The sequence below is a fragment of the Nocardioides sp. Arc9.136 genome (assembly GCF_030506255.1).
Classification (GTDB): domain Bacteria; phylum Actinomycetota; class Actinomycetes; order Propionibacteriales; family Nocardioidaceae; genus Nocardioides.
The window spans coordinates 1,086,223-1,112,660 of sequence record NZ_CP113431.1 but is presented as its reverse complement, the minus strand read 5'-3'; the positions used below and the strand labels follow the sequence as shown (position 1 = coordinate 1,112,660).

The 26,438-nt window shown below is 74.2% G+C and carries 21 protein-coding genes; 18 read left to right on the top strand and 3 right to left on the bottom strand.

Translation table 11 applies throughout. The features are described 5' to 3' along the window. Positions 1-6 precede the first annotated feature (6 nt). Together OSR43_RS05280 and OSR43_RS05275 are read right to left on the bottom strand one after the other, a co-directional pair. A complete protein-coding gene (locus OSR43_RS05280; RefSeq protein ID WP_302270047.1) occupies positions 7-3,207 on the bottom strand; it encodes a hypothetical protein in 3,201 nt (1,066 codons plus the stop codon). A 421-nt stretch (positions 3,208-3,628) separates the two neighbouring features. Next, a complete protein-coding gene (locus OSR43_RS05275; protein WP_302270046.1) occupies positions 3,629-6,199 on the bottom strand; it encodes a hypothetical protein in 2,571 nt (856 codons plus the stop codon). 236 nt (positions 6,200-6,435) lie between these two features. Here OSR43_RS05275 and OSR43_RS05270 point away from each other — a divergent pair, with 236 nt between their 5' ends. Then, complete coding sequence (locus OSR43_RS05270) at positions 6,436-8,055, top strand: hypothetical protein (RefSeq protein WP_302270045.1); 1,620 nt, start codon at positions 6,436-6,438, stop codon at positions 8,053-8,055. 261 nt (positions 8,056-8,316) lie between these two features. Here the strand turns inward: OSR43_RS05270 and OSR43_RS05265 are convergent, their stop codons facing one another. Continuing rightward, positions 8,317-9,117, bottom strand: a complete 801-nt coding sequence (locus tag OSR43_RS05265) for a thioesterase family protein (protein WP_302270044.1) — start codon at positions 9,115-9,117, stop codon at positions 8,317-8,319. Between the two features lie 43 nt (positions 9,118-9,160). Between OSR43_RS05265 and OSR43_RS05260 the strand changes: the two genes are divergently transcribed. The 17 genes from OSR43_RS05260 (at position 9,161) to OSR43_RS05180 (ending at position 26,346) form a co-directional block, all read left to right on the top strand. After that, on the top strand, positions 9,161-9,499 hold the full coding sequence (locus tag OSR43_RS05260; RefSeq protein ID WP_302270042.1) for a YidH family protein: 339 nt from the start codon (positions 9,161-9,163) through the stop codon (positions 9,497-9,499). Between the two features lie 59 nt (positions 9,500-9,558). After that, on the top strand, positions 9,559-10,620 hold the full coding sequence (locus OSR43_RS05255) for an acetamidase/formamidase family protein (protein WP_302270041.1): 1,062 nt from the start codon (positions 9,559-9,561) through the stop codon (positions 10,618-10,620). Beyond that, entirely contained in the window at positions 10,617-12,218 is a 1,602-nt protein-coding gene (locus OSR43_RS05250) for an AtzH-like domain-containing protein (RefSeq protein ID WP_302270040.1), read from the top strand. The genes OSR43_RS05255 and OSR43_RS05250 overlap by 4 nt, the downstream gene beginning before the upstream one ends. A 166-nt stretch (positions 12,219-12,384) precedes the next feature. Continuing rightward, the gene (uraD, locus tag OSR43_RS05245) at positions 12,385-12,888 is read left to right on the top strand and encodes a 2-oxo-4-hydroxy-4-carboxy-5-ureidoimidazoline decarboxylase (protein ID WP_302270038.1); all 504 of its coding nucleotides are present in this window, start codon (positions 12,385-12,387) and stop codon (positions 12,886-12,888) included. After that, the gene (locus OSR43_RS05240) at positions 12,885-13,181 is read left to right on the top strand and encodes a hydroxyisourate hydrolase (protein WP_302270036.1); all 297 of its coding nucleotides are present in this window, start codon (positions 12,885-12,887) and stop codon (positions 13,179-13,181) included. The genes uraD and OSR43_RS05240 overlap by 4 nt, the downstream gene beginning before the upstream one ends. Before the next feature lie 3 nt (positions 13,182-13,184). Beyond that, a complete protein-coding gene (gene pucL / locus OSR43_RS05235; protein ID WP_302270035.1) occupies positions 13,185-14,120 on the top strand; it encodes a factor-independent urate hydroxylase in 936 nt (311 codons plus the stop codon). Beyond that, positions 14,117-15,463, top strand: coding sequence for an allantoinase AllB (gene allB / locus OSR43_RS05230; RefSeq protein ID WP_302270034.1), 1,347 nt, complete (start codon positions 14,117-14,119; stop codon positions 15,461-15,463). The genes pucL and allB overlap by 4 nt, the downstream gene beginning before the upstream one ends. Continuing rightward, positions 15,460-16,671 carry an alanine--glyoxylate aminotransferase family protein gene (locus OSR43_RS05225; RefSeq protein ID WP_302270033.1) on the top strand — a complete coding sequence of 404 codons (1,212 nt, stop codon included), beginning with the start codon at positions 15,460-15,462 and terminating at the stop codon, positions 16,669-16,671. Before allB ends, OSR43_RS05225 begins: the two co-directional genes overlap by 4 nt. Then, positions 16,668-17,912 (top strand): allantoate amidohydrolase, encoded by a 1,245-nt coding sequence (locus OSR43_RS05220; protein WP_302270031.1) that lies wholly within the window; start codon positions 16,668-16,670, stop codon positions 17,910-17,912. Before OSR43_RS05225 ends, OSR43_RS05220 begins: the two co-directional genes overlap by 4 nt. Then, positions 17,909-18,718, top strand: a complete 810-nt coding sequence (locus tag OSR43_RS05215) for a MurR/RpiR family transcriptional regulator (protein WP_302270029.1) — start codon at positions 17,909-17,911, stop codon at positions 18,716-18,718. Before OSR43_RS05220 ends, OSR43_RS05215 begins: the two co-directional genes overlap by 4 nt. Beyond that, the gene (locus OSR43_RS05210) at positions 18,718-19,509 is read left to right on the top strand and encodes a xanthine dehydrogenase family protein subunit M (protein ID WP_302270028.1); all 792 of its coding nucleotides are present in this window, start codon (positions 18,718-18,720) and stop codon (positions 19,507-19,509) included. The genes OSR43_RS05215 and OSR43_RS05210 overlap by 1 nt, the downstream gene beginning before the upstream one ends. Then, on the top strand, positions 19,506-22,154 hold the full coding sequence (locus tag OSR43_RS05205) for a molybdopterin cofactor-binding domain-containing protein (protein ID WP_302270026.1): 2,649 nt from the start codon (positions 19,506-19,508) through the stop codon (positions 22,152-22,154). The genes OSR43_RS05210 and OSR43_RS05205 overlap by 4 nt, the downstream gene beginning before the upstream one ends. Further along, positions 22,151-22,618: a nucleoside deaminase gene (locus OSR43_RS05200; RefSeq protein ID WP_302270025.1), complete on the top strand. Its 468-nt coding sequence runs from the start codon at positions 22,151-22,153 to the stop codon at positions 22,616-22,618. The genes OSR43_RS05205 and OSR43_RS05200 overlap by 4 nt, the downstream gene beginning before the upstream one ends. Before the next feature lie 154 nt (positions 22,619-22,772). Beyond that, the gene (locus OSR43_RS05195) at positions 22,773-23,846 is read left to right on the top strand and encodes an ABC transporter substrate-binding protein (protein WP_302270024.1); all 1,074 of its coding nucleotides are present in this window, start codon (positions 22,773-22,775) and stop codon (positions 23,844-23,846) included. 57 nt (positions 23,847-23,903) lie between these two features. Then, a complete protein-coding gene (locus OSR43_RS05190) occupies positions 23,904-24,722 on the top strand; it encodes an ABC transporter ATP-binding protein (RefSeq protein ID WP_302270023.1) in 819 nt (272 codons plus the stop codon). After that, positions 24,722-25,507, top strand: a complete 786-nt coding sequence (locus tag OSR43_RS05185; protein WP_302270022.1) for an ABC transporter permease — start codon at positions 24,722-24,724, stop codon at positions 25,505-25,507. The genes OSR43_RS05190 and OSR43_RS05185 overlap by 1 nt, the downstream gene beginning before the upstream one ends. Next, the gene (locus tag OSR43_RS05180; protein WP_302270021.1) at positions 25,504-26,346 is read left to right on the top strand and encodes an ABC transporter permease; all 843 of its coding nucleotides are present in this window, start codon (positions 25,504-25,506) and stop codon (positions 26,344-26,346) included. The genes OSR43_RS05185 and OSR43_RS05180 overlap by 4 nt, the downstream gene beginning before the upstream one ends. The last annotated feature ends 92 nt before the right edge of the window (positions 26,347-26,438 follow it).

Here is a 26,438-nt window from a genome sequence, read left to right as displayed (position 1 = left end):
CGGTCGTCACTTCACGGAGGTCTTGCCCGTGGTGTCGGCCTTGGTGCGGGCGGTCTTGGCGACCTTGGCGACGTACGTCGTCCGCGCGCCGCCGTTGGTGTCCTTGACCGTGAAGGTCTTGGCGCCCTTGGCGCTGAGCCTGCCGGTCGTCACGACGACCCGCTTGCCGTTGGCCTTGACCTTGTAGAGCGTGACCTTCGCGCCCTTGGCCTTCGCCGGCGCCTTGACCGTCAGCCGGTCCTTGCCGCCGGCGGCGTTGCCGCCGGTGAGCTTGGCGACGACCGCCTGCAGGCTGCTGCCGCCGGTGAAGGTGATCCGGTCGGTGCGCTGCGCGGCCGGGACCGTGTCGGCGGTCGCGGAGCCCTCGCGGGCGACCACGGTGATGGTCGCGGTGCCGGCCCGGCCGCCCTGGAAGACGTACTCCAGCTTGCCGTCCTGGCCGAGCAGGCCGCTGGTCTGGCTGCCCTCGCCGTTGCCGTTGCGGTCCGGCCCGCTGCGGAAGAACTGGACGAACAGGTCCGAGATCGGCTCGCCGTTCTGGTCCACCGCGGTGTACGTCGAGGTCACCGTGGAGCCGACCCGCTGGCTGTCGGCGCCGGAGTGGTCGAGACGGAACGTCGAGGCCGCGTGGTCGACCGCGTAGAAGCCGACCGTCCGCGAGCCGGTGACGGTCTCGGTGCCGGCCGTGGCGACCGGCGGGGTGGCCGAGCCGTACCGGTTGGACTCGGTCTGCCAGCTGGCCGTGACGACCGCGTCGCCGGCCGACCGGGCCGTCGCCGAGAAGTCGCCGTCCTTGGCGAAGTCCGACTGCGCCGTGGACGCCGAGAGCTGCGCGCCCGGGGCGTCCTCGGACAGGTTGACCGTCTCCCCGCCGACGAGGTTGCCGAACTGGTCCTCGGTGAAGAGGTCGAAGAAGACCTCGTCGCCGGTCGGCGCCTTCGGGAGCACGCCCGACTCCTGGGCGGCGTCCGGCGCGAACTCGACGCGGACCTTGCCACCGTTGACCGGGTTGGCCGAGGTCCAGTCGACGACCTCGGTGTCGCTCGACCCGCCGACGGTCGCGGTCACGGTCGCGTCGACCTTGCCGTCGTCGTCGAAGCCGGCGTCGCGCTCGATGGCGAGCGTGAACGTGGCGACGCCCTGCTCGTTGGTGCGGACGGTGATCGTCTTGCCGCTGTCCTTGACCTCACCGGCGTCGGCACCCGCGGCGGGGGCCGGGTCGGGCGTCAGCGCCGCCGCGGTCGCGGCGTACGGCGTGAAGAAGCCCTTGTCGGTGGTGAGGGTGACCGTCTGGTTGGCCAGCGGGGTGCCCTCGGCGCTGGTGACCGTCACCCGCGAGCTGACCGGCCGGCCGGGGGTCTTGCCGTCGGTGCTGAGCGCGGTCTCCGGGGCGATCTCCACCTTGCCGGCGGTGACGGACTTGAGGAAGTCCACGCCGTGGTCGTTGGCCGCGGCGTCGGCGTTCCCGGCCGGGGCGGCGTCGATGCCGCCGCCCTTCTCCTCCGGCTGCGGGTTCTCCGTCGGGTCCTTGACCGTGACCGAGAAGCCCCCGTCGGCGGCCGTGGTGACCGTCCGGCTGGTCGTGATCGCGCCGGAGGCGTCGGTGAAGCCGGCGTCCCCGGCCTGACCGGCGCCCGTGCCGGACTCGGTGCCGCGCTGGTAGGTCAGCGCGATGCTCCGGCCGCCCAGGCCGGTGCCGTCCTCGAGCTCGAGGGAGCCGTCGACGACCTCGGACCCGCCGGCGACCGCCTGCTCGGGGCTCGCGGCGTCGTACTCGACCGACGCCTCGCCGGCCTTGACCGTCAGCACCTTGCTGCTCGGGATGGCGCCCGTGCCGGTCAGGGGCGCGGGGGCGAGCTCGGCGAAGAGCTCGTAGGTGCCGGACTCCTGGCCGGTCGGCAACGGGATGCTCGCGCGGCCGTCCTCGTTCGTGGTGGCGGTCGAGGTCCCGGTCGCGGGCGACCGGACGGTGGCCGGCGAGCCGTCGAACGGGGTGATCTGCCAGTAGTAGCGGACCGTGCGCAGCGGCACCGCCTGGTCGTTGCCGTTCTGGTCCTGCACCTGGACGGCGATGTCACCGGTGGCTGACTCGTCGACGTCGAACGCCGGGCCGTCGGCCGAGCTGCCGGCCAGCTTCGCCGGGCTCGCGTTGTACTGGGTGACGGTGACGTCGGCGGACCGCTTGTCGCCGAGCGACTCCTCGTAGGCGTTGCCGGCGGTCGCGTTGGCGTAGTAGTACGCCGTGCCCGAACCCTGCTGGAACGTCGCCTGGCCGTCGGCGTCGGTGTACTCCGGCTGGGCGAGCAGCCCGCCCTCGGACGAGCGGACCTCGGCGCCGACGATCGGCTGGCCGTCCTGGTCCTTGACGGTGACGGTGACCGCGGCGTCCTGCCCGGCCGGCACCTGGGTGCGGTCGGCCGCGGCCGTGACGGTGGTGATGGTCTGCCGGTAGAGGGTGTAGCCCTCGACGTCGTCGGTGTCGCGGTCGGCGCCGAGCACGAGCTGGTCGACCGCGCCGGCGCCCTCGCCGTACGGGTATCCGGTGATGTCGAGGGAGCCCTCGAAGGTGCCGGTCGTCGCGCCCTGCGCTGCGGTCACCGGCGCGTTCGTCGTGCCCTGGGCGGCGCCCTCCCCGTCGAGGCGGGAGACGGCGACGTTGCCGGAGGTGGCGGACGTGGTGCCGCTGACCCGGACGAGCTGGCTGTCCTGCGTGAGGCCGTACGGCTGCTGGAACACACCGAGCCGCGTGCCCTGGGCGAGGTTGACGGTGTTCGCGGTGCCGCCCGGCGCGGACACCTCGACGCTGGCGCGGTCGGCGTTCACCGTGGTGCCGCCGACGCTCGCGCTGGCGCGCAGGGTCACGGTCGTGCCCTGCACCGAGGCGGGCGGCGTCCACTCGAAGGTGAACAGGCCGTCGTCGTTGCGCTGGCTGACCGTCGTGATGGTCTCGTAGCCGCCGCCGACCGAGTAGGAGAAGGTCACCGCCGACACGTCGTTCCCGGCGCCCGCGGCGAGCCGGATCGTGGAGTCCGTGCCGTCGGCACGCGAGCTCGCCTCGTTGCCGGAGCCGAACTGGCTGTACAGGACGACCTCGCCGGCGCCGACCTGCTCGGCGACGGTGGTCGCCCAGGCGGCCACCGGTACGCCGGTGACGGCGAGGGCGGTGACGGAAGCGGTCGCGAGACCGCGCGTGATGGTTCTGCGCATGCTGTGTGCACCTCCGAGTGAGCGGTTCGCCGAGAGGCTCTCGGCGACGTTCACAGGGCTCCGCTGCTGGTTCCCCATGTGGTTGCACGCCGATGCTGGCAGCGCGCACCGACGTTGCCCGTGACCATCCGGATGGAGGACATGCGTGTCGTCCGGTCTGGTCCACTCGGTGAAATGCAAAGGACGCCGTGCGTCGCACGGCGTCCTTGTCAGGGTCTCGCACATCGCGTGCCCTAGGGTGAGACAGGCGGTCCGGACCATTCTCGCGCAGCGGCAAACAGAGAATGGCCCGGACCGCGTCTGTGTGTCCCGACTATCGGTGGTACTGCAGCCCCGGGGGCTGCGGGAGCTAGGCCCCCGGTGGGAGCTCCTCCCCGGGCCCGAAGGCCCGGGGAGTCACCCGTGGTTCAGACGAACAAGGTCACTTGACCGAGATGGTCTTGGTCTTGTCCTTCAGGCTCGTCGCCGACTCGCCGACCACCGCGTAGTAGCGGGTGGCCTTGGAGCCGTTGAGGTCGGCGCGCTTGAACTTCGCGACGCCGTCCTCGCCCAGGGCCTTCTGCTTGACGCGCTTGGCCACGCCGTTCTTCACGCGGAAGAGCTTGACGTTGGCGTCGGCACCGGCGCGGCGAGCGTTGACGGTGATGACGTCGTACTTGCCCTTGCTCTCGCTCGTGATGCCGGCGTTGATCGTCACCTTGTCATCAGGGTCGGTCGGCTTGCCGTCGATCGTCGTGGTCGCGCTGGCGACGTTCGACGACACGGGGAGACCCTCGGCCGCACCGGCGGTCGAGCCCGGCGTGGCCTGGTTGGCGGCCGCACCGAACTGGTAGCCGAAGCCCTGGATGCCCTCGACGCGGACCGTGATCGAGCCCTCGGCGTTGTCGTCGACGTCGACGTTGATGTTGAGCTGACCCTGCGCGTTGGTCTGCGCGTCGCTGTCCTGGAACGAGCCCGGGCCGGAGACCTGGATGTTCAGGGCCTGGACCGGCACGCCGGCGACGGCGTTGCCGAACGCGTCGGTGACGACCGCGGTGTAGGTGATCTGCTCGGTGTCGGCGGGGGCCGTGGCCGGGCCGCTGATCGACACGTTGCGGGCGGTGGACTGGTCGTCCTGCGCCTCGACCGTGAGCTGCGCGGTCTTGGTGCGGCCGGCCGACGTGACGGTCACCGTGGTGAGGCCGGCCTTGGTGCCGACGATCTCGAAGGTGTCCGTGCCCACGACGCCGGTCGCCGAGGCGACGCCGTCGGAGAGGCGGGTGTCGCCGTTGACCAGGATGCGGGCGCCGTTGTCGACGGAGACGGTCACCGGGGCGCCGTTCTCGCCACCCACGATGCCGAGGTTCGCGACCTCGTCGCCCTGGGCGACGTTGCCGTCGTTGGCGACGGTGTCGGTCAGCGGCTCGATGGAGACGCTGGCCGGGTTGTACGCGGTGCCGGCGGTGTTGACGCCGTCGAGCGACAGCGTGAAGTCGGCGCCGAGGCCGTCCGCGGTGTAGCGGATGGTCGCGGTGTCGAAGGCGTCCGGCGTGGCGTCGAACTGGTCGGCGAACGCGCGGAAGGTGACCTCGGACGTCTGACCGGGAACCGCGTTCACGTCGGTGAACGTGAAGGTGGCCTGGCCGTTGGCGTCGGTGGTCTTGCGGGGCTGGAACGCCTCGGGCGAGTTGGCGCCGAGGGTGCGGGCCGCGTCGACCTGGGCGCCGGCGATCGGCAGACCGAACTGGTCGGTCGTGGTGACGGAGACGTTGACGCTGCCGTCGATGCCGGAGATGTAGACGTTCGCCGGGGCCTGGACCGCGGAGAGCTCCGCGCGCTGGAACTGGAAGTTCAGCGTGCCGAGGCCGGAGCCGCCGACGGTGAAGGTGTCGCCGTCCTGGATGGTGCCGGCGTCGGGGGTGATGGTGACCGAGCCGCGGCCCTGGGCGTCCAGGGTCGTCGCCACGGTCGCGGTCGGGCGGCCGCCGAAGGTCAGGCCGTTGCCCGGGCCCACGTCGGTGCCGTCGATGTTGAAGACAACGGTCGCGCCGCGGTCGGCCACGTCGTCGGACGCGATGTCGATGCGGATCGAGCTCTGGTCGACGCGGACGGCGACCGGGTTGTCGGGGTCGGTCGCGTCGTCGTCCACGTCGCCGAAGCCGGTCCAGCTGTCGGCGCCGGTGACGACGTCGATGTCGCCGGCGTCGAGCGTCGCGGCGGTGACGACGTCCAGCGTCGCGGTGTCGGTGCCGCTGATGCCGGCGCCGTCGGCGGCGACCGTGATGGTGCGCAGGCCGCTGGTGCCGGTGCCGGTCGCGGTGAAGGTCGCGGTGCCGGTGGTGATCTCGTCCTGGGTGATGGTGCCGCCGTCGGCAGCGTCGCCGAAGGTGGTCACGCCGCCGGCGGCGGTGACGTCGAGCTCCTGGGCGCCGGTGAGCTGGGTCGCGCGGCCCGCGGCGTCGCGGACGACGACGGTGTAGTCAGCGCTCTCCTGGCCGACCGGAGCGGTCTGGCTGGCCGGGGTGACGTCGATCTGGGCGACCGGGCCGGCCGTCTGGATCGAGACCTGCGAGCGGGACTCGGTGGCGTCGACAGCCGCGTCGCCGTCCTCGTCCTCGAAGATCGCGAAGTTGGCGGTGGCGCCCGCGGCCGGCGTGGTGACGGAGACGCGGACGGTGATCTGGTCGAGCTGGTCGTTGGGCGTGGTGTCGCCCGGGGCGCCGCTGGCGACGAGGGTCGGCGTGCCGACGATCGCGACGCTCTGGTTGGCGTTGTCCTCGGAGTCGGTCAGGTTCGCACCGATGACGGCGAGGTCCGCGGGGTCGATGCCGCGGGTGTTGAGGACGACGACCGCGCCCTCGGCGCCACCGTTGAGGGCGGGGCCGGTGGTGGCGACGGTCAGGACGTCACCGGGGGCGGCCGAAGCCGAGGTGGCGAGGGCCGGGATACCGGCCACCGCGAGAGCGGAGATCGCGGAAACCGCGAGACCCCGCTTGATGCCGCTGCTGTTCATGCGTGTGTTTCCTTCCGGAATGATTAAGTGTGGCGCGCAACAGCGCGCCGATAGGGGCCACCGATTAGGCCCCCGTGGCTCTGGACACGGATCCCTGAGCCGAGGTGAACATTAGGGAGGTGGCTTGGACCACCTCGTACTTGTTGCAGTCGCTCTTTACTTCTGCAATAAATGGGTGCCGACGACGTGAACCGGGTCATGGAGTCACTTCGACCCATCCGCCCGGAGAGGACCGCATGACAGGCACGGGCGAGGGCTCGGGCGCCGCCCGCCGACGCGGTCGCCCGCAGAAGCTCCCGGTCGACAGCACCCCGATCACCGAGCTCGGTGTGGGCGTCGACCAGCGGGTCGCGTGGCTGCTCAGCACCAACCGGCTGCTGGGACCGGACCCCGAGCTGGCCCGGCGCGACGGCTTCCTGAAAGTCCTCAAGGAGCGCGGGGTCCAGGTCGACAACACGCGCGTGTCGCGGTGGGAGTCCGGGCTGCAGCCGGTGCCGGGGCGGGTCGTGGCGACGTACGAGCAGGTCCTCGGGCTGCCCGAGGGTGCCTTGGTGTCGGTGGCCAGCGGCCTGCGTCGCGCCTTCGGCAGCGGTCCCCCGCCGCGCGAGACGGCGCTGCGCGAGGACGAGACGGTGACGCCCGGGTCGTTCGAGGGGATGCTGGACGCGGCCGAGCGGGGCGACGCCGGGGGCGCGCTGTGGCTGCGGCTGGCCGAGCAGCTGCACCGGTTCGACCGGGTCTTCCTGCGCAAGGAGGAGTGGACGCGGTTGTGCGGCCGGCTGGTCGAGGAGCTGGGCGTGGCGGTGGGGCCGGCGTACGTGCGCCGGTACGAGGCGGCGGCGACGATGCTGCGCCACAACGCGGCGCAGCGGCCGATGCTGCGGGCGATCGGCGGCTTCGTGGTGCATCCGGACGCACAGGTCGTCGCGCCGGTCCTGAACCTGCTGACCGAGCTGCCCGACGCGCCCGCCGGTGACCTGGTCCTGCGCCTGCTCGGCAGCGACGACGGCAACCTGCGGCGCGCCGCCGCGTCGGTGGCGGCGTACAAGATCGCGCGCGGGCACCTCAAGGCCGATGCGCTCGCCCAGCTCGAGAGCGCCGTGGTCGGTGCGCTGCGGCGGCACGACCCGCTCGACGGGCGGCTCGACTTCTTCGACCTCGCGGTGCACCTGCCGGACAGCTCCTGGGAGCGGGTGAGCGGCGGGCTGCGGACGAGGCGGGCGTTCGGCATGGTGACCCAGGCGCGCACGACGTCCGAGCTGGTCCCCCACACCCAGACCGTCGCGATCGTCGCCGAGCTGGCTGCGACCGCCCAGGCCCAGACGCCCACCCAGCACTCGCGCGAGCCGGACCCCATGCTGCGGCGGCTGCTGCGCGAGGCGCTGCTGCACGTGCACAAGGCGCGGCGGCACCACGCGGCGCTGGTGATCGCCGCCAGCCCGTACGCGCCCGCCGTCGCCGAGCAGTGCCTGCGGCTGACCGCGCACCCCAACGACCTGCTCTCCGCGCGGGCGTGGACGGTGCTGATGCGCGTGGGGCACGGCGACCGGCACGACAAGGTGGTGCGGCGCATCCACTCCGAGGAGCGGCCGACCATCCGCACACGGGCGCTGCTGAACATGGGGATGGCACGCACTGCGCTGGACCCGGCGGACGCCGCGACCCTCGCGGACTCAATCGCCGGCCAGCAGCGGCCGGCCGAGCGGCACGCGATGCTCTTCGCCCTCGGCATGCAGGGCGCGCCGGAGGTCAAGGAGCTCGCCGACCACGTCGCCGACGACGTGCGTCGCGCCGCCGCGTGGTGGCTCGAGCGCGGGCCCGCGATCCACGACTCCGACGTCGAGCGGGTCGGGTAGCTCCTCGGCCCTGCGCCCTGCCCTGTGCCCGAGGCCCTGCGTCCGTCACGGGGTCTCGACGACGCTCGCTGGCGCTCGCTGCTCGACCAGCGGTGGTCGCTGGCGCGCTGCTCGGGGCACTGCGCACGTCGCCGGGTCTCGACGACGCTCGCTGGCGCTCGCTGCTCGACCAGCGGTGGTCGCTGGCGCTCTGCCCGAGGCCCTGCGTCCGTCACGGGGTCTCGACGACGCTCGCTGGCGCTCGCTGCTCGACCAGCGGTGTCAGCGGGGCTGGCGGGCGAGCTGGCGGGACTGGGCGACGAGGCGGCCGGTGGAGTCCCACACCTCGCAGTCCTCCTCGAACATGCCGCCGGCCATGTTCCGGGTCGCGTGGCGGACCTTGAGCCAGCCGGGCGCGGGCACGGCGCGGACGTGGGCGGTCAGCTCGAGGGTCGGCGCCCAGCCGGGCATGCCGAGGTCGAAGGTGACCGGCGGGAGGGCGTCCGCGGCGAGGAGCAGCGAGACCGGGTCGGGCTCGCGGCCGTCGGCGAGCCGGAACCAGGCGGAGATGACGCCCGTGCGGCCGGGCTCGCCGACCGCCCAGCCCACGTGGTCGGGGTGGAAGCGCATGTCGAAGCGCTGCATGAGCGGCGCCGCGCGACGTACCTCCTCGGGCGCCAGCGAGGAGGGCACGCACTCCTCGACCGGTGGCAGGTGCGGCTCCTCGGCGGTGGTGCGGACGTCGTCGCCGAGCCGGGTGAGGTCGCCGTACGTCGCGAGCGCGGTGATCCTCGTCTGGTCTCCCTGCCGGAGGTCGGCGGCGACGGTCGCGATGCTGCCGCCGTCGCGGCGGACGTCGAGGGCGACCTCGGCCGGTCCGGCCACCGAGGCGGAGAGGTAGTAGGCGCTCACCGAGAGCGGGTGCGGCTTGGTGGGCAGGTGCGCGCTGATCGCCCGGCCGATGATCGCCAGGAGGTACCCGCCGTTGATGCCGCCGCCGACGTGCCAACCGTCGGACAGCTCGGCGGCGTACCGGCCGTCCCCGGTGGGCGTGACGGCGGTCTGGGCGTCGTACTCGTGCATGCCCGGGACGCTACCGATCCGGGCGTGCGCGATGATGCCCGGCATGGGCGTGTACGACGAGGGCGGGGAGCCGGACCCGAGGTACACGCTGGCCAACGAGCGCACGTTCCTCGCCTGGGTGCGCACGGCGCTGGCGGTGATGGCGGGGGCGGTGGCCATGGACTCGCTGGGGGTGCCGGACCCCGAGTGGCTCCGCCGCACGCTGGTGGTCGTGCTGCTCCTGCTCGGCGGCGGCACCACGGTGCTCGCCTACCGGCGGTGGTCGCTGGTCGAGCGCGCGATGCGGACCGGGCGGCCGCTGCCGCGGTTCGGGCTGGGCGTGGTGATGACCGGCGCGGTGCTCGTCGCGGCGGTGCTGCTGGCCGTGACGCTCGCGATCTGACGGGTGGCCGTCGGCTGGGCGAGACACGGCTGAAACAACCGTTCCCTACGGTCCGGCGGGTGATCCTGCAGCCCGGTGCCGGCCCGATCCGGTCCTCGACGTACCTCCCGGCCGCGCCGGACACCGTCTTGTGGGGACGGCTGCCCTGCGCCGGCGACGCGCCGGCGCTGAGCGTCCAGCCGGGGACGGAGGTCACCTTCGACACCGTCAGCCACGAGGGGATCCTCGAGGACCAGGGTCGCGACCCCGAGCGGTTCTTCGGCGCGCACGGCGCGGGCGAGGTGCTCCGGGACGCGGTGGCGATCGCGGCGAGCGACCTGCCGCGCACCTTCGGCGTGGACGGTCCGCACGTGGTCAGCCGGCCCGTCCGGGTCGAGGGCGCCCGGCCCGGTGACCTGCTGGCGATGACGCTGGTCGAGGCGCTCCCCCGGGTGCCGTACGGCGTCATCTCCAACCGGCACGGGCGGGGGTGCCTGGCCGGTGAGTACCCGCTCGAGGCCGCCGCCTGCTTCTCCGCCTTCGCCACCGTCAGCGAGGACGGGACCCACGGGCGGCTGCCGCTGCGGCCCGGCGAGGAGCCGCGGGTGTCGTTCCCGCTGGCGCCGTTCCTGGGGATCATGGGCGTCGCGGTGGCCGGCGACGACCGGCCGCACTCGGTGCCGCCCGGCCCGCACGGCGGGAACCTCGACATCAACCTGCTGACCGCGGGCTCGACGCTCTACCTGCCGGTGCAGGTCGACGGCGCGCTGGCCTACGTCGGCGACCCGCACTTCGCGCAGGGCTGCGGCGAGGTGTCGCTGACCGCCATGGAGGCCTCGCTGCGGGCGACGGTGCGGCTGGACGTGGTGCCGCGGGAGGAGGCGGTACGCCGCTTCGGCGAGCTGGCCGGGCCGCTGGCCGAGACGGGCGAGCACCTGGTGCCGACCGGGCTCGACGAGGACCTCGACGTGGCCGTGCAGAACTGCGTGCGCGCCGCGATCGCGCTGCTCGGCGCGGCGTACGGCATGGACCCGGCGCTGGCCTACGCCTACCTCAGCGCCGCGACCGACTTCGAGATCTCGCAGGTCGTGGATGTCGTGAAGGGCGCGCACGCGCGGATCCGGAAGAGTGACTTCTCGTGACCGACTCCCCCACGGCGCCCTCCGGCGCGGCCAAGCCCGTCCCGCCCGGCCTCGTCGAGGCCTTCCGGGCTTACGAGCGCGCGCTCATGGACGACGACCTCGAGGCCCTCGACCGGCTCTTCGCGCCCGGCCCCACGACCCTGCGCGGCGACGCGGCGGGGCTGCTCGTCGGGCACGACGCGATCAGCGCCTTCCGCGGGCGGCGCGGCGGCGCGCCCCGGCGGCGGATCGTGCAGACGCACGTGCAGACGATCGACGACGACCACGCGCTCGTGGTCGCGGTCACCGAGCTCGAGCGGGGCGGGCGCGGGCAGCAGACCCAGCTGTGGGCGCGGCTCGCCGACGGCTGGCAGGTCACCGCCGCGCACGTCGCCGCACCCGCGCCCGCGCTCGACACCCGCGTGTGGCGCGTCGTCGGCGACCCCCTCGTGCACGGCTCGGGCTCCGGCCCGCTGGCCGGGGAGTCGGTGGCGGTCAAGGACCTGTACGCCGTCGCCGGCCACCGCACCGGCGCCGGCAACCCGGCCTGGCTCGACGCCGCACCGACCGCCCGCGACCACGCGGACGCGGTGGCCCGCCTCCTCGCCGCGGGCGCCGACGTGCGCGGGATCGCCCGGACCGACGAGCTCGCCTGGTCGCTGGCCGGCACGAACGCGCACACCGGAGCGCCGCCCAACCCGCGCGCGCCGTACCGCGTCCCCGGCGGCTCGACCTCCGGCTCCGCCTCCGCCGTCTCGCTGGGCCACGCCACCATCGGCCTCGGCACCGACACCGGCGGCTCGATCCGGGTGCCGGCGGCGTACCAGGGCCTCTTCGGGATCCGCACCACCACCGGCGCCGTGCCGGTCGACGGACTGTTTCCCCTCGCCCCGTCGTACGACGCCGTCGGCTGGCTGACGCGCTCGGTGGAGCTGCTCGTGGCCGTCGGGGACGTGCTGCTGCCGCCGGCCACGGGCGGGTCCTCGGGCGGGTCCTCGGGCGGGTTCTCGGGCGGGTTCTCGGCCGGGTTCTCGGCCGGCGACGTGGTCGTGGTGCCCGGCCTGGTCGACCTGGCCTCGCCGGAGGTGGCCGCCGCCGTGCGGGCCGTCGTGCCGGCGGGCGCGGGCGAGGAGCACTGGCCGATGGCCGACCTGCCGGGGTGGCTCGACGCGTTCCGGACCGTCCAGGCCTGGGAGGCCTGGCAGTCCCACGGCGCGTGGCTCGAGGGCCGGCTGCACGTGCTGGGGCCGGACGTCCGGGCACGGTTCGAGCACGCCCGGACGGTCACGGACGGCCAGGTGTCGGCCGCGCGGGCGGTCGTGGCCGAGGCTCGTGCGGCGGTCCGGTCGCTGGTCGGCGCGCGGGTGCTGCTGCTCCCGTCCGCCTCCTCGGTCGCCCCGCTGCTCGGCGAGGACATGGAGCCGGTCCGCGCCGCCACCATGCAGCTGACCTGCCTGGCCGCGCTCGCCGGCCTGCCGGCCGTGTCGGTGCCGACCACCACCGCTCCCGGCGCCGGCGGTCTCCCCGTCGGCGCGTGCCTCGTCGCCGCGCCCGGCCGGGACCGGGACCTGCTGCGGCTGGCGGACGAGCTGGTGGGGTCACCGCAATCGCGCAATTGAACGATTGCGACGCCCGAACCGGCCGGTAACCAGTCACAACCGCGCAATTGAACGATTCGCGCGGCACCGAAACGCACGGGCGCGGACCGTAACGCCGCTGAAACGGCGGTTTCGATCCGGCGACACGCCAGCTGCCTAGCTTCAGCCGCTCCAGGGAGGAGCGGACGTGCGGATCGAGCAGCTGAACGCGATGGACGAGGCCGGGGCGGCCGAGGTGGTGCGGCCCTGCGCCGACATCGCCTCGTGGGTCGACGCGGTCGTCGCGAACCGGCCCTACGCGGGCGTCGAGGCGCTCGTCGCGCACGCGGAGGCGCTGACCGCGACGTGGACGGTCGAGGAGGTCGAGCGGGCCCTCGCCGACCACCCGCGGATCGGTGAGCGGCACGCCGGGAGCGGCGCGAGCGCGGAGATGTCGCGGCGCGAGCAGTCCCGCGTCGGCTCGGACGCCGGGGACGAGGCCGGGGTCCAGGAGCGGATCGCCGCCGGCAACGCGGCGTACGAGGAGCGCTTCGGTCGGGTCTTCCTCGTCCGGGCCGCGGGTCGCAGCGCCGGGGAGGTCCTCGAGCAGCTCGAGCAGCGCCTGGGCAACGACCCGGCCACCGAGCTCGAGGTCACGCGGGCCCAGCTCGCCGAGATCGCCGTGCTGCGGCTGAGGGGGCTGTTCTCGTGACCACCCTGTCCACCCACGTGCTCGACACCGGGGCGGGCGCGCCCCGCGCGGACCTCGAGGTCGTCCTCGCCACCGGCGCCGGCGCCGAGCTGGAGCGGGCGCGCACCGACGCCGACGGACGGATCCGGTTCGCGACCGTGCTCGACGGCGGCCACCACGCGCTGACGTTCGCCACCGCGACCGCCTTCCACCCCGTCGTGCGGGTCGACCTCACCGTCGACGGGGCCGAGCCGCACCACCACGTCGCGCTGCTGCTGAGCCCGTTCGCCTACACCACCTACAAGGGGAGCTGAGCGATGGCCACGGGCGACGTCGTCCTCGGGGAGAACCAGTACGGCAAGGCCGAGTGCCGCCTGGTCCGCGTCGACCGAGGGGTCTCGACGGGCTCGACCAGCGGGAAGCACCGGATCACCGACCTCACCGTCACCAGCCAGCTCCGCGGTGACTTCGCGGCCTGCCACACTCACGGCGACAACAGCCAGGTCGTCGCCACCGACACCCAGAAGAACACCGTGTACGCCTTCGCCCGCGACGGCATCGGGGCTCCCGAGGAGCTCCTGCTGCGGCTCGCCGAGCACTTCACGACCGGCTTCCCCTGGGTCGACGGCGGGCGCTGGGAGGCGCAGCAGCACTCCTGGGACCGCATCGAGGTCGGCGGCGAGCCGCACGACCACTCCTTCGTGCGCACCGGGCGCGAGACGCGCACGACGCTGGTGCAGCGCGACGGGGACGAGGTGTTCGTGCTGGCCGGCCTGCGCGACCTGACGGTGCTGAAGTCGACCGGATCGGAGTTCGCCGGCTTCCCCCGCGACCGCTACACGACCCTGCCCGAGACCGACGACCGGATCCTCGCCACCGACGTGACGGCCTGGTGGCGCTACGCCGAGCTGCCGCCGGGGTCGGACGGCTCGAACGGCTTCGACGCGACGTACGCCGCGGTGCGCGACCTGCTGCTCGAGACCTTCGCCGACCTGCACTCGCTCGCGCTGCAGCAGACGATCTTCGCGATGGGCAAGGCCGTCCTCGAGGCGTTCCCCGGCATCGCCGAGGTCCGGCTCTCGTGCCCGAACAACCACCACTTCCTCGTCGACCTCGCACCGTTCGGGCTGGACAACCCCGGCGAGGTCTTCCTCGCCGCGGACCGCCCCTACGGGCTGATCCAGGCGACGGTCCAGCGCGAGGGCGAGGCCCGCGAGCCCCGCGCGTGGGCCACGGTCGCGGGGTTCGCGTGAGCACCGGGGCCGGCACCGCGGAGCAGTACGCCGCCGTGCGCGCGCGGCAGGTGCTCGTCGACGCCGCGCTCCGGCCGGCCACCGTGACGATCGCCGCGGGCCGGGTCAGCGGGATCGAGCCGTTCGACCACCCGGTCGTCGGCCCGGTGCTCGACGTCGCGGAGGCGGCGTACCTCCTGCCCGGCGCCGTCGACACCCACGTCCACGTCAACGAGCCGGGACGCACCCACTGGGAGGGCTTCGCCACCGCCACGCGGGCGGCGCACGCCGGCGGCGTGACGACGCTCGTCGACATGCCGCTCAACTCGCTGCCGCCGACCACCAGCGTCGGGGCGCTGCACGCCAAGCAGGCCGCGGCGGCGGGGCAGCTCGCCGTGAACGTGGCGTTCTGGGGCGGCGCCGTGCCCGGCAACGTCGCCGACCTGGAGCCGCTCCACGACGCGGGCGTCCTGGGCTTCAAGTGCTTCCTGTCACCCTCCGGCGTGGAGGAGTTCCCGCCGCTGGACGCGGTCGGGTTCAAGACGGCGCTCGCGGAGGTGGCCCGGCTGGGCAGCCTGATGGTCGTCCACGCCGAGGACGCGGACGTCCTCGGCGCCGCGCCGCACCCGCCGAGCCGGGCGTACGCCGACTTCCTGCTCTCCCGGCCCGACGAGGCCGAGACCGCGGCGGTACGTCGCGTGCTGGACGGCGCGCGGGAGACCGGCGCCCGGGTGCACGTGCTGCACCTCTCCAGCGCCCGGGCCCTCGACCTGCTCGCCGACGCGCGCGCGGAGGGCGTCCCGGTCACCGTCGAGACCTGCCCGCACTACCTCTGCCTGGAGGCCGCGGCGATCCCCGACGCGGCGCCGGAGTTCAAGTGCTGCCCGCCGATCCGCGACGCGGCCAACCGCGACCTGCTGTGGCAGGGACTCCTCGACGGCGTCGTCGACGTGGTCGTCTCCGACCACTCCCCCGCGACCGCCGAGGAGAAGCACCGCGGCGACGGCGACCTCCAGCAGGCGTGGGGCGGCGTCGCCGGGCTGCAGGTCGGGTTCACCGCGGTCGCGGCGGAGGCGGCAGCGCGCGGCATCGGGATCGAGCGGGTCGCGGCGTGGATGTCGACCGGCACCGCCGACCTCGTCGGGCTCACCGGCAAGGGGCGGATCGCCGTCGGTGCCGACGCCGACCTGGTCGTCCACGACCCGACCGCCACGACCGACGTCCGCGCCGAGGCGCTGGCGCACCGCAACCCGATCAGCGCCTACGACGGGCTGTCCCTGGCCGGCCGGGTCGTCGCGACCCTGGTGCGCGGCCGCCCGGCGGTCGACCACGAGCACGGCCGGATGCTGCGGAGGAGCGCATGAGCGGCCAGGTCCACCCGCCGCCGCGGCTGCTGATGGGGCCCGGCCCGGTCAACGCCGACCCGCGGGTGCTCCGAGCGATGTCGGCGCAGCTGGTCGGCCAGTACGACCCCGCGATGACGGCGTACATGAACGAGACGATGGCGCTCTACCGCGAGGTCTTCCGCACCGCCAACGAACAGACGTTCCTCGTCGACGGCACCTCGCGCGCCGGGATCGAGGCGGCCCTGGTCAGCCTCCTCGAGCCGGGCGACCGGGTGCTCGTGCCGGTCTTCGGCCGGTTCGGCCACCTGCTCGTGGAGATCGCGGAGCGGTGCGGGGCCGAGGTGCACACCACCGAGGTGGCCTGGGGGCAGGTGGTCGCGCCCGAGCAGCTGGAGGCGGCCGTCGCCGCCGTCCGGCCCCGGCTCGTCGCGGTCGTCCAGGGGGACACCTCGACCACGATGTGCCAGCCGCTCGCGGACCTCGGGGAGATCTGCCGGCGGCACGACGCGCTGCTCTACTGCGACGCCACCGCGAGCCTGGGCGGCAACCTCTTCGAGGCCGACGCGTGGGGCGTCGACGTGGCCACCGCCGGGCTGCAGAAGTGCCTCGGCGGCCCGTCGGGCAGCGCGCCGATCACCGTCTCCGACCGCGCCGCCGCGGCGATCGACGCCCGCAAGCACGTCGAGGCGGGCATCCGCGCGGACGGCGAGCAGGGCCGGGGAGTGCGGATCGCCAGCAACTACCTCGACCTCGCGCAGGTGATGGACTACTGGGGCCCGCGCCGGCTCAACCACCACACCGAGGCCACGACCATGCTGTACGGCGCCCGCGAGTGCGCGCGCCTGCTCGTCGAGGAGGGGCTGGCGGCGGCCGTCGACCGGCACGCCCTGCACGGCCGCGCGATGCTCGAGGGCGTCCGCGGTCTCGGCCTGGCGGTCTTCGGCGACGTCGCCCACAAGATGCACAACGTCGTGGCGGTCGAGGTCCCCGACGGCGTGGACGGCGACGCCGCGCGCGCCGTCCTGCTCGAGGACTTCGGCATCGAGATCGGCACGTCCTTCGGCCCCCTCCACGGGCGGGTCTGGCGGATCGGCACGATGGGCCACAACGCCCGCCGCGACGCCGTCCTCACCACGCTCGCCGCGCTGGAGCAGGTGCTGCGCGCGGCCGGGGTGCCGGTCACCGCTGGCGGCGGGGTCGGCGCGGCGCGCGAGGTCTACGCGTGAGCGCCGAGCGGGCGCTGGCCCGCTGCGACGAGCTCGCCGCCCTCAGCAGCCGCCCCGACGCCGTCGAGCGGCTCCACCTCACCACCGAGCACGCCCGCGCCAACGCCCTGGTCGCCGGCTGGATGGAGGCGGCCGGGCTGCGGGCGTGGCAGGACGCCGCGGGCAACCAGTGCGGCCGCCGCGAGGGGCCCGTGCCGGGGATGCCCGCCCTGCTGCTCGGCTCCCACCTCGACACCGTCCCCGACGCCGGGAGGTACGACGGCCCGCTCGGCGTCGTCATGGCGCTGGAGGTGGCCGCGCGGCTGCGGGGCCGCGAGCTGCCCTTCGCGCTCGAGGTGATGGGCTTCGGCGACGAGGAGGGCGCCCGGTTCGGGACCGCCCTGCTCGGTAGCCGCGCATTGGCCGGCACCTGGGACCCGGCCTGGTGGGACCTGGTCGACCGCGACGGGACGACGCTGCGGCAGGCGTTCCACGACTTCGGCCTCGACCCGGCCCGCGTCGGCGAGGCCGGCCGGCGGCCCGAGGAGCTGGTCGGCTACCTCGAGGCGCACATCGAGCAGGGGCCGCACCTCGAGGCGGCCAACGCCTCGCTGGGCTACGTCACCACGATCGCCGGCGCGCGGCGGTTCGCGCTGACCGTGCTCGGCGAGGCGCGGCACGCCGGCGGGACGCCGTACTCCCGGCGGCGCGACGCGCTGGTGGGCGCCAGCGAGGTCGTCACCGCGGTCGAGCGGCTCGCGCGGGCGACCGGCGACCACGGCTGCATCGCCACCGTCGGTCGGCTCGAGGTCTCCCCCGGTGCGGTGAACGTCGTGCCCGGACGCGCCGACCTGACCCTCGACCTGCGCGCGGCGACCGACGCCGAGCGGGACGCCATGTGGGAGGTCGTGCGGGCCGAGGCCGAGGCGATCTGCACCGCGCGCGGCCTCTCCCTGCACGTGGTCGAGACCCACGCCGCCCCGGCCGCCCCGTGCGCGCCGTGGCTGCAGCGCGCGGTCGTCGCCGGGATCGCTGCCACCGGCGACACCGACCCGCTGGGGCTGTGGAGCCGGGCGGGCCACGACGCGATGGCGGTCGCGGCCGTGACCGGCGTCGGGATGCTCTTCCTCCGCTGCTCCGACGGGATCAGCCACCACCCCGACGAGGACGTGCGCGACGTCGACGTGGCGCGCGGCATCGACGCGCTGGAGCAGGCCGTCCTCGCGGTCGCCGCGGCCGTCGGCGAGCGGGGTGCCGCGTGAGGATCGACGAGCGGATCGCGCAGCACCACGGCGGGTTGTCGCCGCAGGAGCGCAAGGCCGCCGCCACCCTGCTCGAGCACCTCGACGACCTCGCGACGTACCGCGCCGCCGAGCTCGCCGCCCTCGCCGGCGTCTCCAAGGCCACGATGAGCCGGCTCTTCCGCAGCCTGGGCTTCGCCGACTTCGACGAGGTCCGCGAGCACCTGCGTGCGCTCCGCACCGCCGGCGAGCCGCGGCGCGTCGACGGCGGTCCCGACCTCGCCGTGCACGCCGCCGCGGAGGGCGACGCGATCATCCGGGCGGTGCACCAGCCGGCGCTGGCCCAGGCCGCCCGGGTCCTCGCGGGCGCCGGCCGGCTGCTCGTGGTCGGGTGGCGCAACAGCCACCCCGTCGCGCTGCACCTGCGCCAGCAGCTGGTCCAGGCCCGCTCCTCGGTCACGCTCGCGCCGCTGCCAGGCCAGGTGATGGGCGAGGAGCTGGCCGACCTCGGCCGCGGCGACGCCGTGGTGGTGCTCGGCTTCCGGCGACGGCCCCGCGGCTTCGCGGAGTTCCTCGAGGCGGCGTGCGCGACCGGCGCGACCGTCGTCCTCGTCGCCGACCCGACCGCGCTGCCGCTCGCCGGCCGTGTGGACGTCTGGGTGGAGTGCCCGGTGCAGAGCGGGCTGGCCTTCGACAGCTACGCCGCGGCGATGAGCGTGGTCAGCGTGCTCGCCGACGGCGTCCTCTCCGGCCGCGGACGACCGGCGCGGGAACGGGTCGGCGCGATCAGCCGCACCTACGACCTGCTCGGGGAGGTCGAGGCCTGATGGACCTGCACACCGTGACCTCCTTCCGCCGCCCCGCCGGTCGCGACGAGATCCGGCTCGCCCCCGGGGAGGCGCTGCTCGGCGGCGGCACCTGGCTCTTCTCCGAGCCGCAGCCCGCGACCACCGGGCTGGTGGACCTCACCGCGCTCGGGTGGCCGGCCGTCGAGCTGCTCGAGGACGGCACGCTCCGGGTGGGCGCCACCTGCACCGTCGCCGAGCTGGTCTCCTCCCCGCTGCTGGGTCCGCTCGCCCCGCTGGTGCGGTCGGCGGCGGACGCGTTCCTGATGTCGTTCAAGATCCAGCACGCCGCGACCGTCGGCGGCAACATCGCGCTCGCCCTCCCGGCCGGCGCGATGATCTCGCTGACCGCCGCCCTCGGCGGCACCGCGCTCGTGTGGACCCCGGACGGCGGCGCGCGCCGCGAGCCGGTGGCCGAGCTGGTCCGCGGCGTGCGCGCCACCTCGCTGGCCCCCGGCGAGGTCCTGCGCGCGGTCGACGTGCCCCTGGTCGAGCGGGAGGCGCCCACCGCGTTCCGCCGTGCCGCGCTCACCCCGCACGGCCGGTCCTCGGCCGTCGTCATCGGCGTCGGCGACCGGGTCACGGTCACCGCCGCCACCACCCGCCCCGTGGTGCTCGCCGCGGACCGGATCGAGGAGGGCCTGGCCACCGTGGACTGCTGGTACGACGACCCGCACGGCGCAGCGGACTGGCGCGCCGACGTCACCGCCGTGCTCGCCCGCCAGGTGGCCCGGGAGCTGGCCGGGGAGCCGGCCGGGGAGGTGCACCGGTGAACGTCGACGGCACGCCGGTCACCGGCGACCCCGCCCCCGGCCAGTGCCTGCGCACCTGGCTGCGCGAGCTCGGCAACACCTCGGTGAAGAAGGGCTGCGACGCCGGCGACTGCGGCGCCTGCTCGGTGCTCGTCGACGGCCGGCCCGTGCACTCCTGCGTCCACCCCGCCGTCCGCGCGGTCGGCCGCGAGGTGACCACGGTCCGGGGCCTCGGCACGCCGGAGGAGCCGGGGCCGGTGCAGCAGCGGTTCCTCGACGCGCAGGGCTTCCAGTGCGGCTTCTGCACCGCGGGGTACGTCGTCACCGCCTCCGCGCTCGCCGAGCCGGACGGCACGGTCGCCAGGGAGGACCTCGAGGCGACGTTCAAGGGCAACCTGTGCCGCTGCACCGGCTACCGGTCGATCCGCGACGCCCTCGCCGGGAAGACCAACGTCTCGCCGTGCGGCGGCGGCCGGGCCTTCGGCCGCTCCACCCCCGCACCAGCCGCCCGACGCGTGGTGACCGGGTGGGAGGACTACACCCTCGACCTGCCGCTCGACGGCGTGCTGCACCTCGCGCTGCTGACCAGCCCGCACGCCCACGCCCGGGTCGTCCGCATCGACACCGCCCGCGCGGCGGCGCTGCCCGGCGTACGCCTCGTCCTCACCCACCGCGACGTCCCCGACGTCCTCTACTCCACCGGACGGCACGCCAGCCGGCTCGACGACCCCGACGACACCCGGATGCTCGACGACGTCGTGCGGTTCTGCGGCCAGCGCGTCGCCGCGGTCGTCGCCGAGTCGGTCGCGGTCGCCGAGCACGCGGTCGCCCTGCTCGAGGTGGAGTACGACGTGCTGCCGGCCGTCCACGACCCCGAGGAGTCCCGACGGCCCGGTTCGCCGCTCGTGCACGGCGAGAAGTCGGCCACCCGCTCCCGGATCTCCGAGCCCGCCCGCAACGTGGTGGCCCAGACCCACGGCGAGGTCGGCGACGTGGCGGCCGGGCTGGCCTCCGCCGCCCACCGCGTCTCCGGCACCTGGCGCACCGGCCGGGTCACCCACGCGGCGCTCGAGACCCACGGCGCGCGCGGCTGGCTCGACGAGGACGGCCGGCTCGTGGTCCGCAGCAGCACCCAGGTGCCGTTCCTGGTGCGCGACGAGCTCGCGCACGTGCTGGGCCTCGAGCGGGACCGGGTGCGGGTGGTGACCGGCCGCGTCGGCGGCGGGTTCGGGGGCAAGCAGGAGATGGTCGTGGAGGACCTCGTGGCGCTGGCCGTCCTGCGCACCGGTGAGCCGGTGCAGCTCGAGCTGACCCGCGAGCAGCAGTTCACGATGGTGCCCGGCCGGCACCCGATGCGGGTCGAGGTCGAGCTCGGCGCCGACGCCGACGGGGTGCTGACCGCCATGCGGCTCGACGTGCTGAGCGACACCGGCGCCTACGGCAACCACGGGCCCGGCGTGCTCTTCCACGGCTGCCACGAGTCGGTCGCGCTCTACCGCTGCGCCAACAAGCGCCTCGACGCCGAGGCGGTCTACACCCACAACGTCCCCTCGGGTGCCTTCCGCGGCTACGGGCTCGGCCAGGTCGTCTTCGCGATCGAGTCGGCGCTCGACGAGCTGGCCCGGGAGGTCGGCCTCTCCCCCGCCGAGGTCCGGCGGCGCAACGTGGTGCGGCCCGGCGACGACTTCGTGGTCAACGGCGCGCCGGACACCGACCTGGTGTTCGGCAGCTACGGCCTCGACCAGTGCCTCGACCTCGCCGAGGAGGCGCTCGCCCGCGGCGACGGCGACCCGGCACCGGAGGGCTGGCTGGTCGGCGAGGGGCTGGCCGCCGCGATGATCGCGACCATCCCGCCACGCGGCCACCACGCCGACGCGACGGTCGCCTGCGAGCCGGACGGCACGGTCAGCATCGGCGTGGGCACGGCGGAGTTCGGCAACGGCACCGCGACGGTCCACGTCCAGCTGGTCGCCGAGGAGCTCGGCCTGGACCCCGCTCGGGTCCGGCTGCACGCCGGCGACACCGACGCGGCGGCGTACGACACCGGTGCCTACGGGTCGACCGGCTCGGTCGTCGCCGGCAGCGCCGTGCTCGCCGCGGCCCGCGACCTCCGGCGGCGCCTGGCCGCCGGCGAGCCGCCCGACGCCGACGGCCGCGTCGTCGGGCGCGGCGAGCACCACGGGTCGCCCCGCTCGGTCGCCTTCAACGTCCACGGCGTCCGGGTGGCGCTCGACCCCGCCACCGGCGAGCTGCGGATCCTGAGGTCCGTCCAGGCCGTCGACGCCGGCGTGGTCATCAACCCCGAGCAGCTGCGGGGGCAGGTGGAGGGCGGCGTCGCCCAGGGCATCGGCAGCGCGCTCTTCGAGGAGGTCCGGCTCGCCGACGGCGAGGTCACGACGCGGAGCTTCCGCAACTACCGGGTGCCGCAGATGGGCGACCTGCCCGAGACCGAGGTGCGGTACGCCGACACCCACGACGCGCTCGGCCCGCACGGCGCGAAGTCGATGAGCGAGGCGCCGTACAACCCCGTCGCCCCGGCGATCGCGAACGCCGTCCGCGACGCGCTGGGGGCCCGCCCGCACGAGCTGCCGATGAGCCGCGACCGGCTCTGGCGGCTCGCCCGCAACGCCCGTTCCAGCACCCGATCCCCCCAGGAGGACCCATGACCGACCAGGCCTGGCTCGACCGCGCCGTCGCCCTCGCCGTCGAGAACGTCGCGACGGGTGGCGGACCCTTCGGGGCCCTCGTCGTCCGCGACGGCGAGGTGGTCGCCGAGGGCACGAACCGGGTGACCCCCGACCTCGACCCGACCGCGCACGCCGAGGTGGTCGCGATCCGCCGTGCCTGCGCGGTGCTGCGTGACTTCTCGCTGGCCGGGTGCACGCTCTACACCTCCTGCGAGCCGTGCCCGCTGTGCGTCTCGGCGTCCCTGTGGGCGCGGCTGGACCGGGTGGCGTACGCCGCGGACCGCGACGACGCCGCCCGCGGCGGCTTCGACGACCGGGCGTTCTACGACCTGATGGGCGCGGACCGCGCGACCTGGCCGATGGCGGTGGCGGCGGTGCCGGTCGAGGACCGGTTCGCGCCGTTCGAGACCTGGCTCGGGCACGCCGCCCGGACCCACTACTGAGGCGCACGACCGACGGAACCAGCACTGAAACGAGCGTTTTAACCGCTGCGAAACCTGGAGCGTCCGACCGCGAAATCCCCCGCTCCTAGCGTCCTGCCCACCCGAAGCCGTGCCGGGACGGCGACCACCGCACCACCAGAGACGGAGCACCTCCATGACCTCACGCTCGCGCGCCACTCGTGCCGGGGCCCTCTTCGCCGCCGCGGTCCTCTCGCTGACCGCCTGCGGCTCCGACGACGGCGACGCCGAGGCGGCAGACGGCGGCAGCAGCAGCTCGGGCGGCGGCGACTTCGGCGCGGCGACCCTGCAGCTGTCGTGGATCAAGAACGCCGAGTTCGCCGGTGAGTTCTTCGCCGACAGCGCGGGCTACTACGAGGACGCCGGCTTCAGCTCGGTGACCATGGACCCCGGCCCGGGCGCCATCGAGACCCTCGTCGCGACCGAGGACGCCGACTTCGGCCTGAGCAACGCGGTGTCCACCGCGCAGGTCATCGCCGAGGAGGACGCGCCGCTGAAGATCGTCGGCACCAAGTTCCAGAAGAACCCCTTCACGATCCTCTCCCTCAAGGACGGTGGCGACATCGCGACCCCCGAGGACCTCGTGGGCAAGAAGATCGGCGTCCAGGCCGGCGGCAACGAGACCCTCTTCGACGCGCTGCTCGAGGTCAACGGGATCGACCCGGCCGACGTGGAGAAGGTGCCGGTCGAGTACGACCCCGCCCCGCTCATCGACGGCGAGGTCGACGGCTTCCTGGCGTACGTCACCAACGAGTCGATCACCGTCCAGGCCCAGGGCATGGAGGTCACCAACCTGCCCTTCGCCGACAGCGGGCTGCCGTTCGTCGCGGAGTCGGTCATCACCACCGAGCGGATGATCGAGGAGGAGCCGGACAAGGTGAAGGCCTTCCTCGAGGCCGAGATCCGCGGCTGGCAGGACGCGCTCGCCGACCCGCACGAGGGGGCCAGGATGGCCGTCGAGGAGTACGGCAAGGACCTCGGGCTGGACATGGACAAGGAGCTCGAGCAGTCCGACGTCCAGGCCGGCCTGATCGTGACGCCCGACGTCGAGGCCAACGGCCTGTTCACCATCACCGACGAGCTCATCGACCAGAACCTCGCCACCCTGGAGGCCGCCGGCATCGACATCGAGGCCGACGAGCTGTTCGACCTCTCGCTGCTCACCGAGCTGCTCGAGGAGAAGCCCGAGCTCACCGAGCTCCCCTCCTGACCCGCGCTGCTCCACCCCTCCGTCCACGTCGACGGCCAGCCACCTGAGAGGCACCACATGTCCGACGTCGCCCTGACGTCGACGGACACCGGTGCCGGGGAGGCCACCGCCTCCACCGGCACCGGTGTGCGCATCGACCACCTGACCAAGACCTTCCGGGTCGGCCGCCGCGCGGTCACCGCCCTCGAGGACGCGACCCTGTGGACCGACAAGGGCAGCTTCCTGTCCCTGCTCGGTCCCTCCGGCTGCGGGAAGTCCACGATCCTGCGCATCCTGGCCGGGCTCGAGCAGCCGACCTCGGGCACCGCGCTCGTCGAGGGCCGCACACCCCTGGAGCTGCGCCGCGACCACGAGCTCGGCATCGCGTTCCAGGACTCGGCGCTGCTCCCCTGGCGCTCGGTCGTCTCCAACATCCGGCTGCCCTTCCAGGTCTCGGGCCAGAAGCCGGACGAGGCTCTCGTCGCCGAGCTGATCCGGCTCGTGGGCCTCGAGGGGTTCGAGAAGGCGAAGCCGGCCCAGCTCTCCGGCGGCATGCGCCAGCGGGTCTCGATCGCGCGGTCGCTGGTGGTCAAGCCGTCGGTGCTGCTGCTCGATGAGCCGTTCGGCGCGCTCGACGACATGACCCGCCAGCGGCTGAACGTCGAGCTGCTGCGGATCTGGACCGAGAAGCCGGCGACCACGCTGATGGTCACCCACGGGATCTCCGAGGCGATCTTCCTCTCCGACAAGGTCGCGGTGATGAGCGCCCGGCCCGGCCGGGTCAAGGAGGTCATCGACGTCGACCTGCCGCGTCCGCGCACGCCGGACCTGATGCGGACGCCGGAGTTCCACGCGCTGCACGACCGCGCCTCCGAGCTCCTCTTCGGGGAGGAGTGATGAGCGCCCCGGGCTCGGCCCGGTCCCTCGCGACAGGAGCCCTCGGGATCCTCGCCCTGGTCGCGCTGTGGTGGGCCGCCGCACTCACCGTGCTGTCCGGCGTACGCATCCCCACGCCGGACGGCGTCGTCTCCACCGCCGTCGACGACGGCTGGTCCTTCTACTCGCTGCACTTCGGGATGACGCTGCAGGAGGCGGCGGTCGGCTTCGCGTACGGCACGCTCGCCGGCCTCGTCGTCGCCTCGCTCGTCCTGCTGGTGCCGTTCGCCGAGCCGGTGCTGATGCAGGTGGCGGTGATCAGCTACTGCGTGCCGCTGGTGGCCATCGCCCCCGTGCTCTTCATCGTCATCGGCAACCCCGACGAGGGGCAGCGCTCGGGCACCGCGACCGCGCTCGCCGCGCTCTCGGTCTTCTTCACGACCGTCGTAGGCACCGTCCTCGGTCTCCGGTCCGCCGACCGCACCAGCCTCGACGTGGTGCAGGTGTACGGCGGCGGGCGGCTGCGCCAGCTCGTCACCGTCCAGCTCGTCGCGGCGCTGCCGTCGATCCTCGCCGCGCTGCGGATCGGCGCGCCGGCGGCGTTCCTCGGCGCGATCCTCGGCGAGTACGTCGGCGGCGTGCAGCGCGGGGTCGCGCTGGTCCTGAAGATCGCCCAGCAGAACGTCGACGTCGAGCAGGCCTGGGCCGTCGGCATCGGCTGCGCGCTGGTCGCGGGTGGGTGCTACGCCCTCATCGGACTGGTCGGTCGCCTGCTCACGCCGTGGTCGCAGGGGGTCGCCTCGTGAGCGCGCTGCTGCCCGGCGACCTCGGCGCCACGCCGGGGCGGGCCGGGTCCTTCCTGCGGTCGGTGGCGCGCCAGGTGGCGACGATGGCGTTCGTCCTCGTCGTGGTGGTGCTCCTGTGGATCGCCGCGCTGAAGATCTGGGACGTCTCGCCGTACGTCGGCAAGACGCCGTCGGAGGTGTGGACCAGCCTCTTCGGCGAGGACGACTCCGCGGAGCTCCGCTCGGAGATCTGGACGCTGCTCGCCCAGACCCTCACCGACGCCGGGATCGGCTTCGCCGCCGGCATGCTCACCGCGATCCTGCTCGCGGCGGCCATCGTGCGGTACCGCTTCCTGGAGGGCGCGGTCATGCCGGTCGCCCTCGTCCTGCAGACCGTCCCGCTGATCGCGCTGGCACCGATCCTGATCCTGCTGGTCGGCCGCGGGTACGCCGTCGTCGCGATCATGAGCGCCGTCGTCGTGCTCTTCCCGGCGCTGGTCAACATCGTGCTCGGCCTGCGCTCGGTCACCCCCCCGATGCGCGACCTCGTGCTCGTCTACGGCGGCTCGCCGTCCACGGTGCTGCTGCGCGTCGGCTTCCCGTCCGCCCTGCCGGCGCTCTTCGCCTCCGTCCGCATCGCCGTGCCCGGCGCCCTCACCGGAGCGCTGCTGGCCGAGTGGCTCGCCACCGGCAAGGGCATCGGGTACGCCGTGGTCTCGGCCGCGAACCGCTCGCAGAACGCCCGTGTCTGGGCACTCGTCGTCACCGTCACCGTCACCGCCCTGCTGCTCTACCTGCTCGCACAGCTCGTCGAGGCAGCCGTCCTCAGCCGCTTCGGCCGGACCGCCACCTCCGCCTGAGTCGCTGGTCGTCGTCGAGACCCGCCCCTGCTGGTCGAGCAGCGAGCAACAACGAGCGTCGTCGCACCCCGACCCGCTGGTCGAGCAGCGAG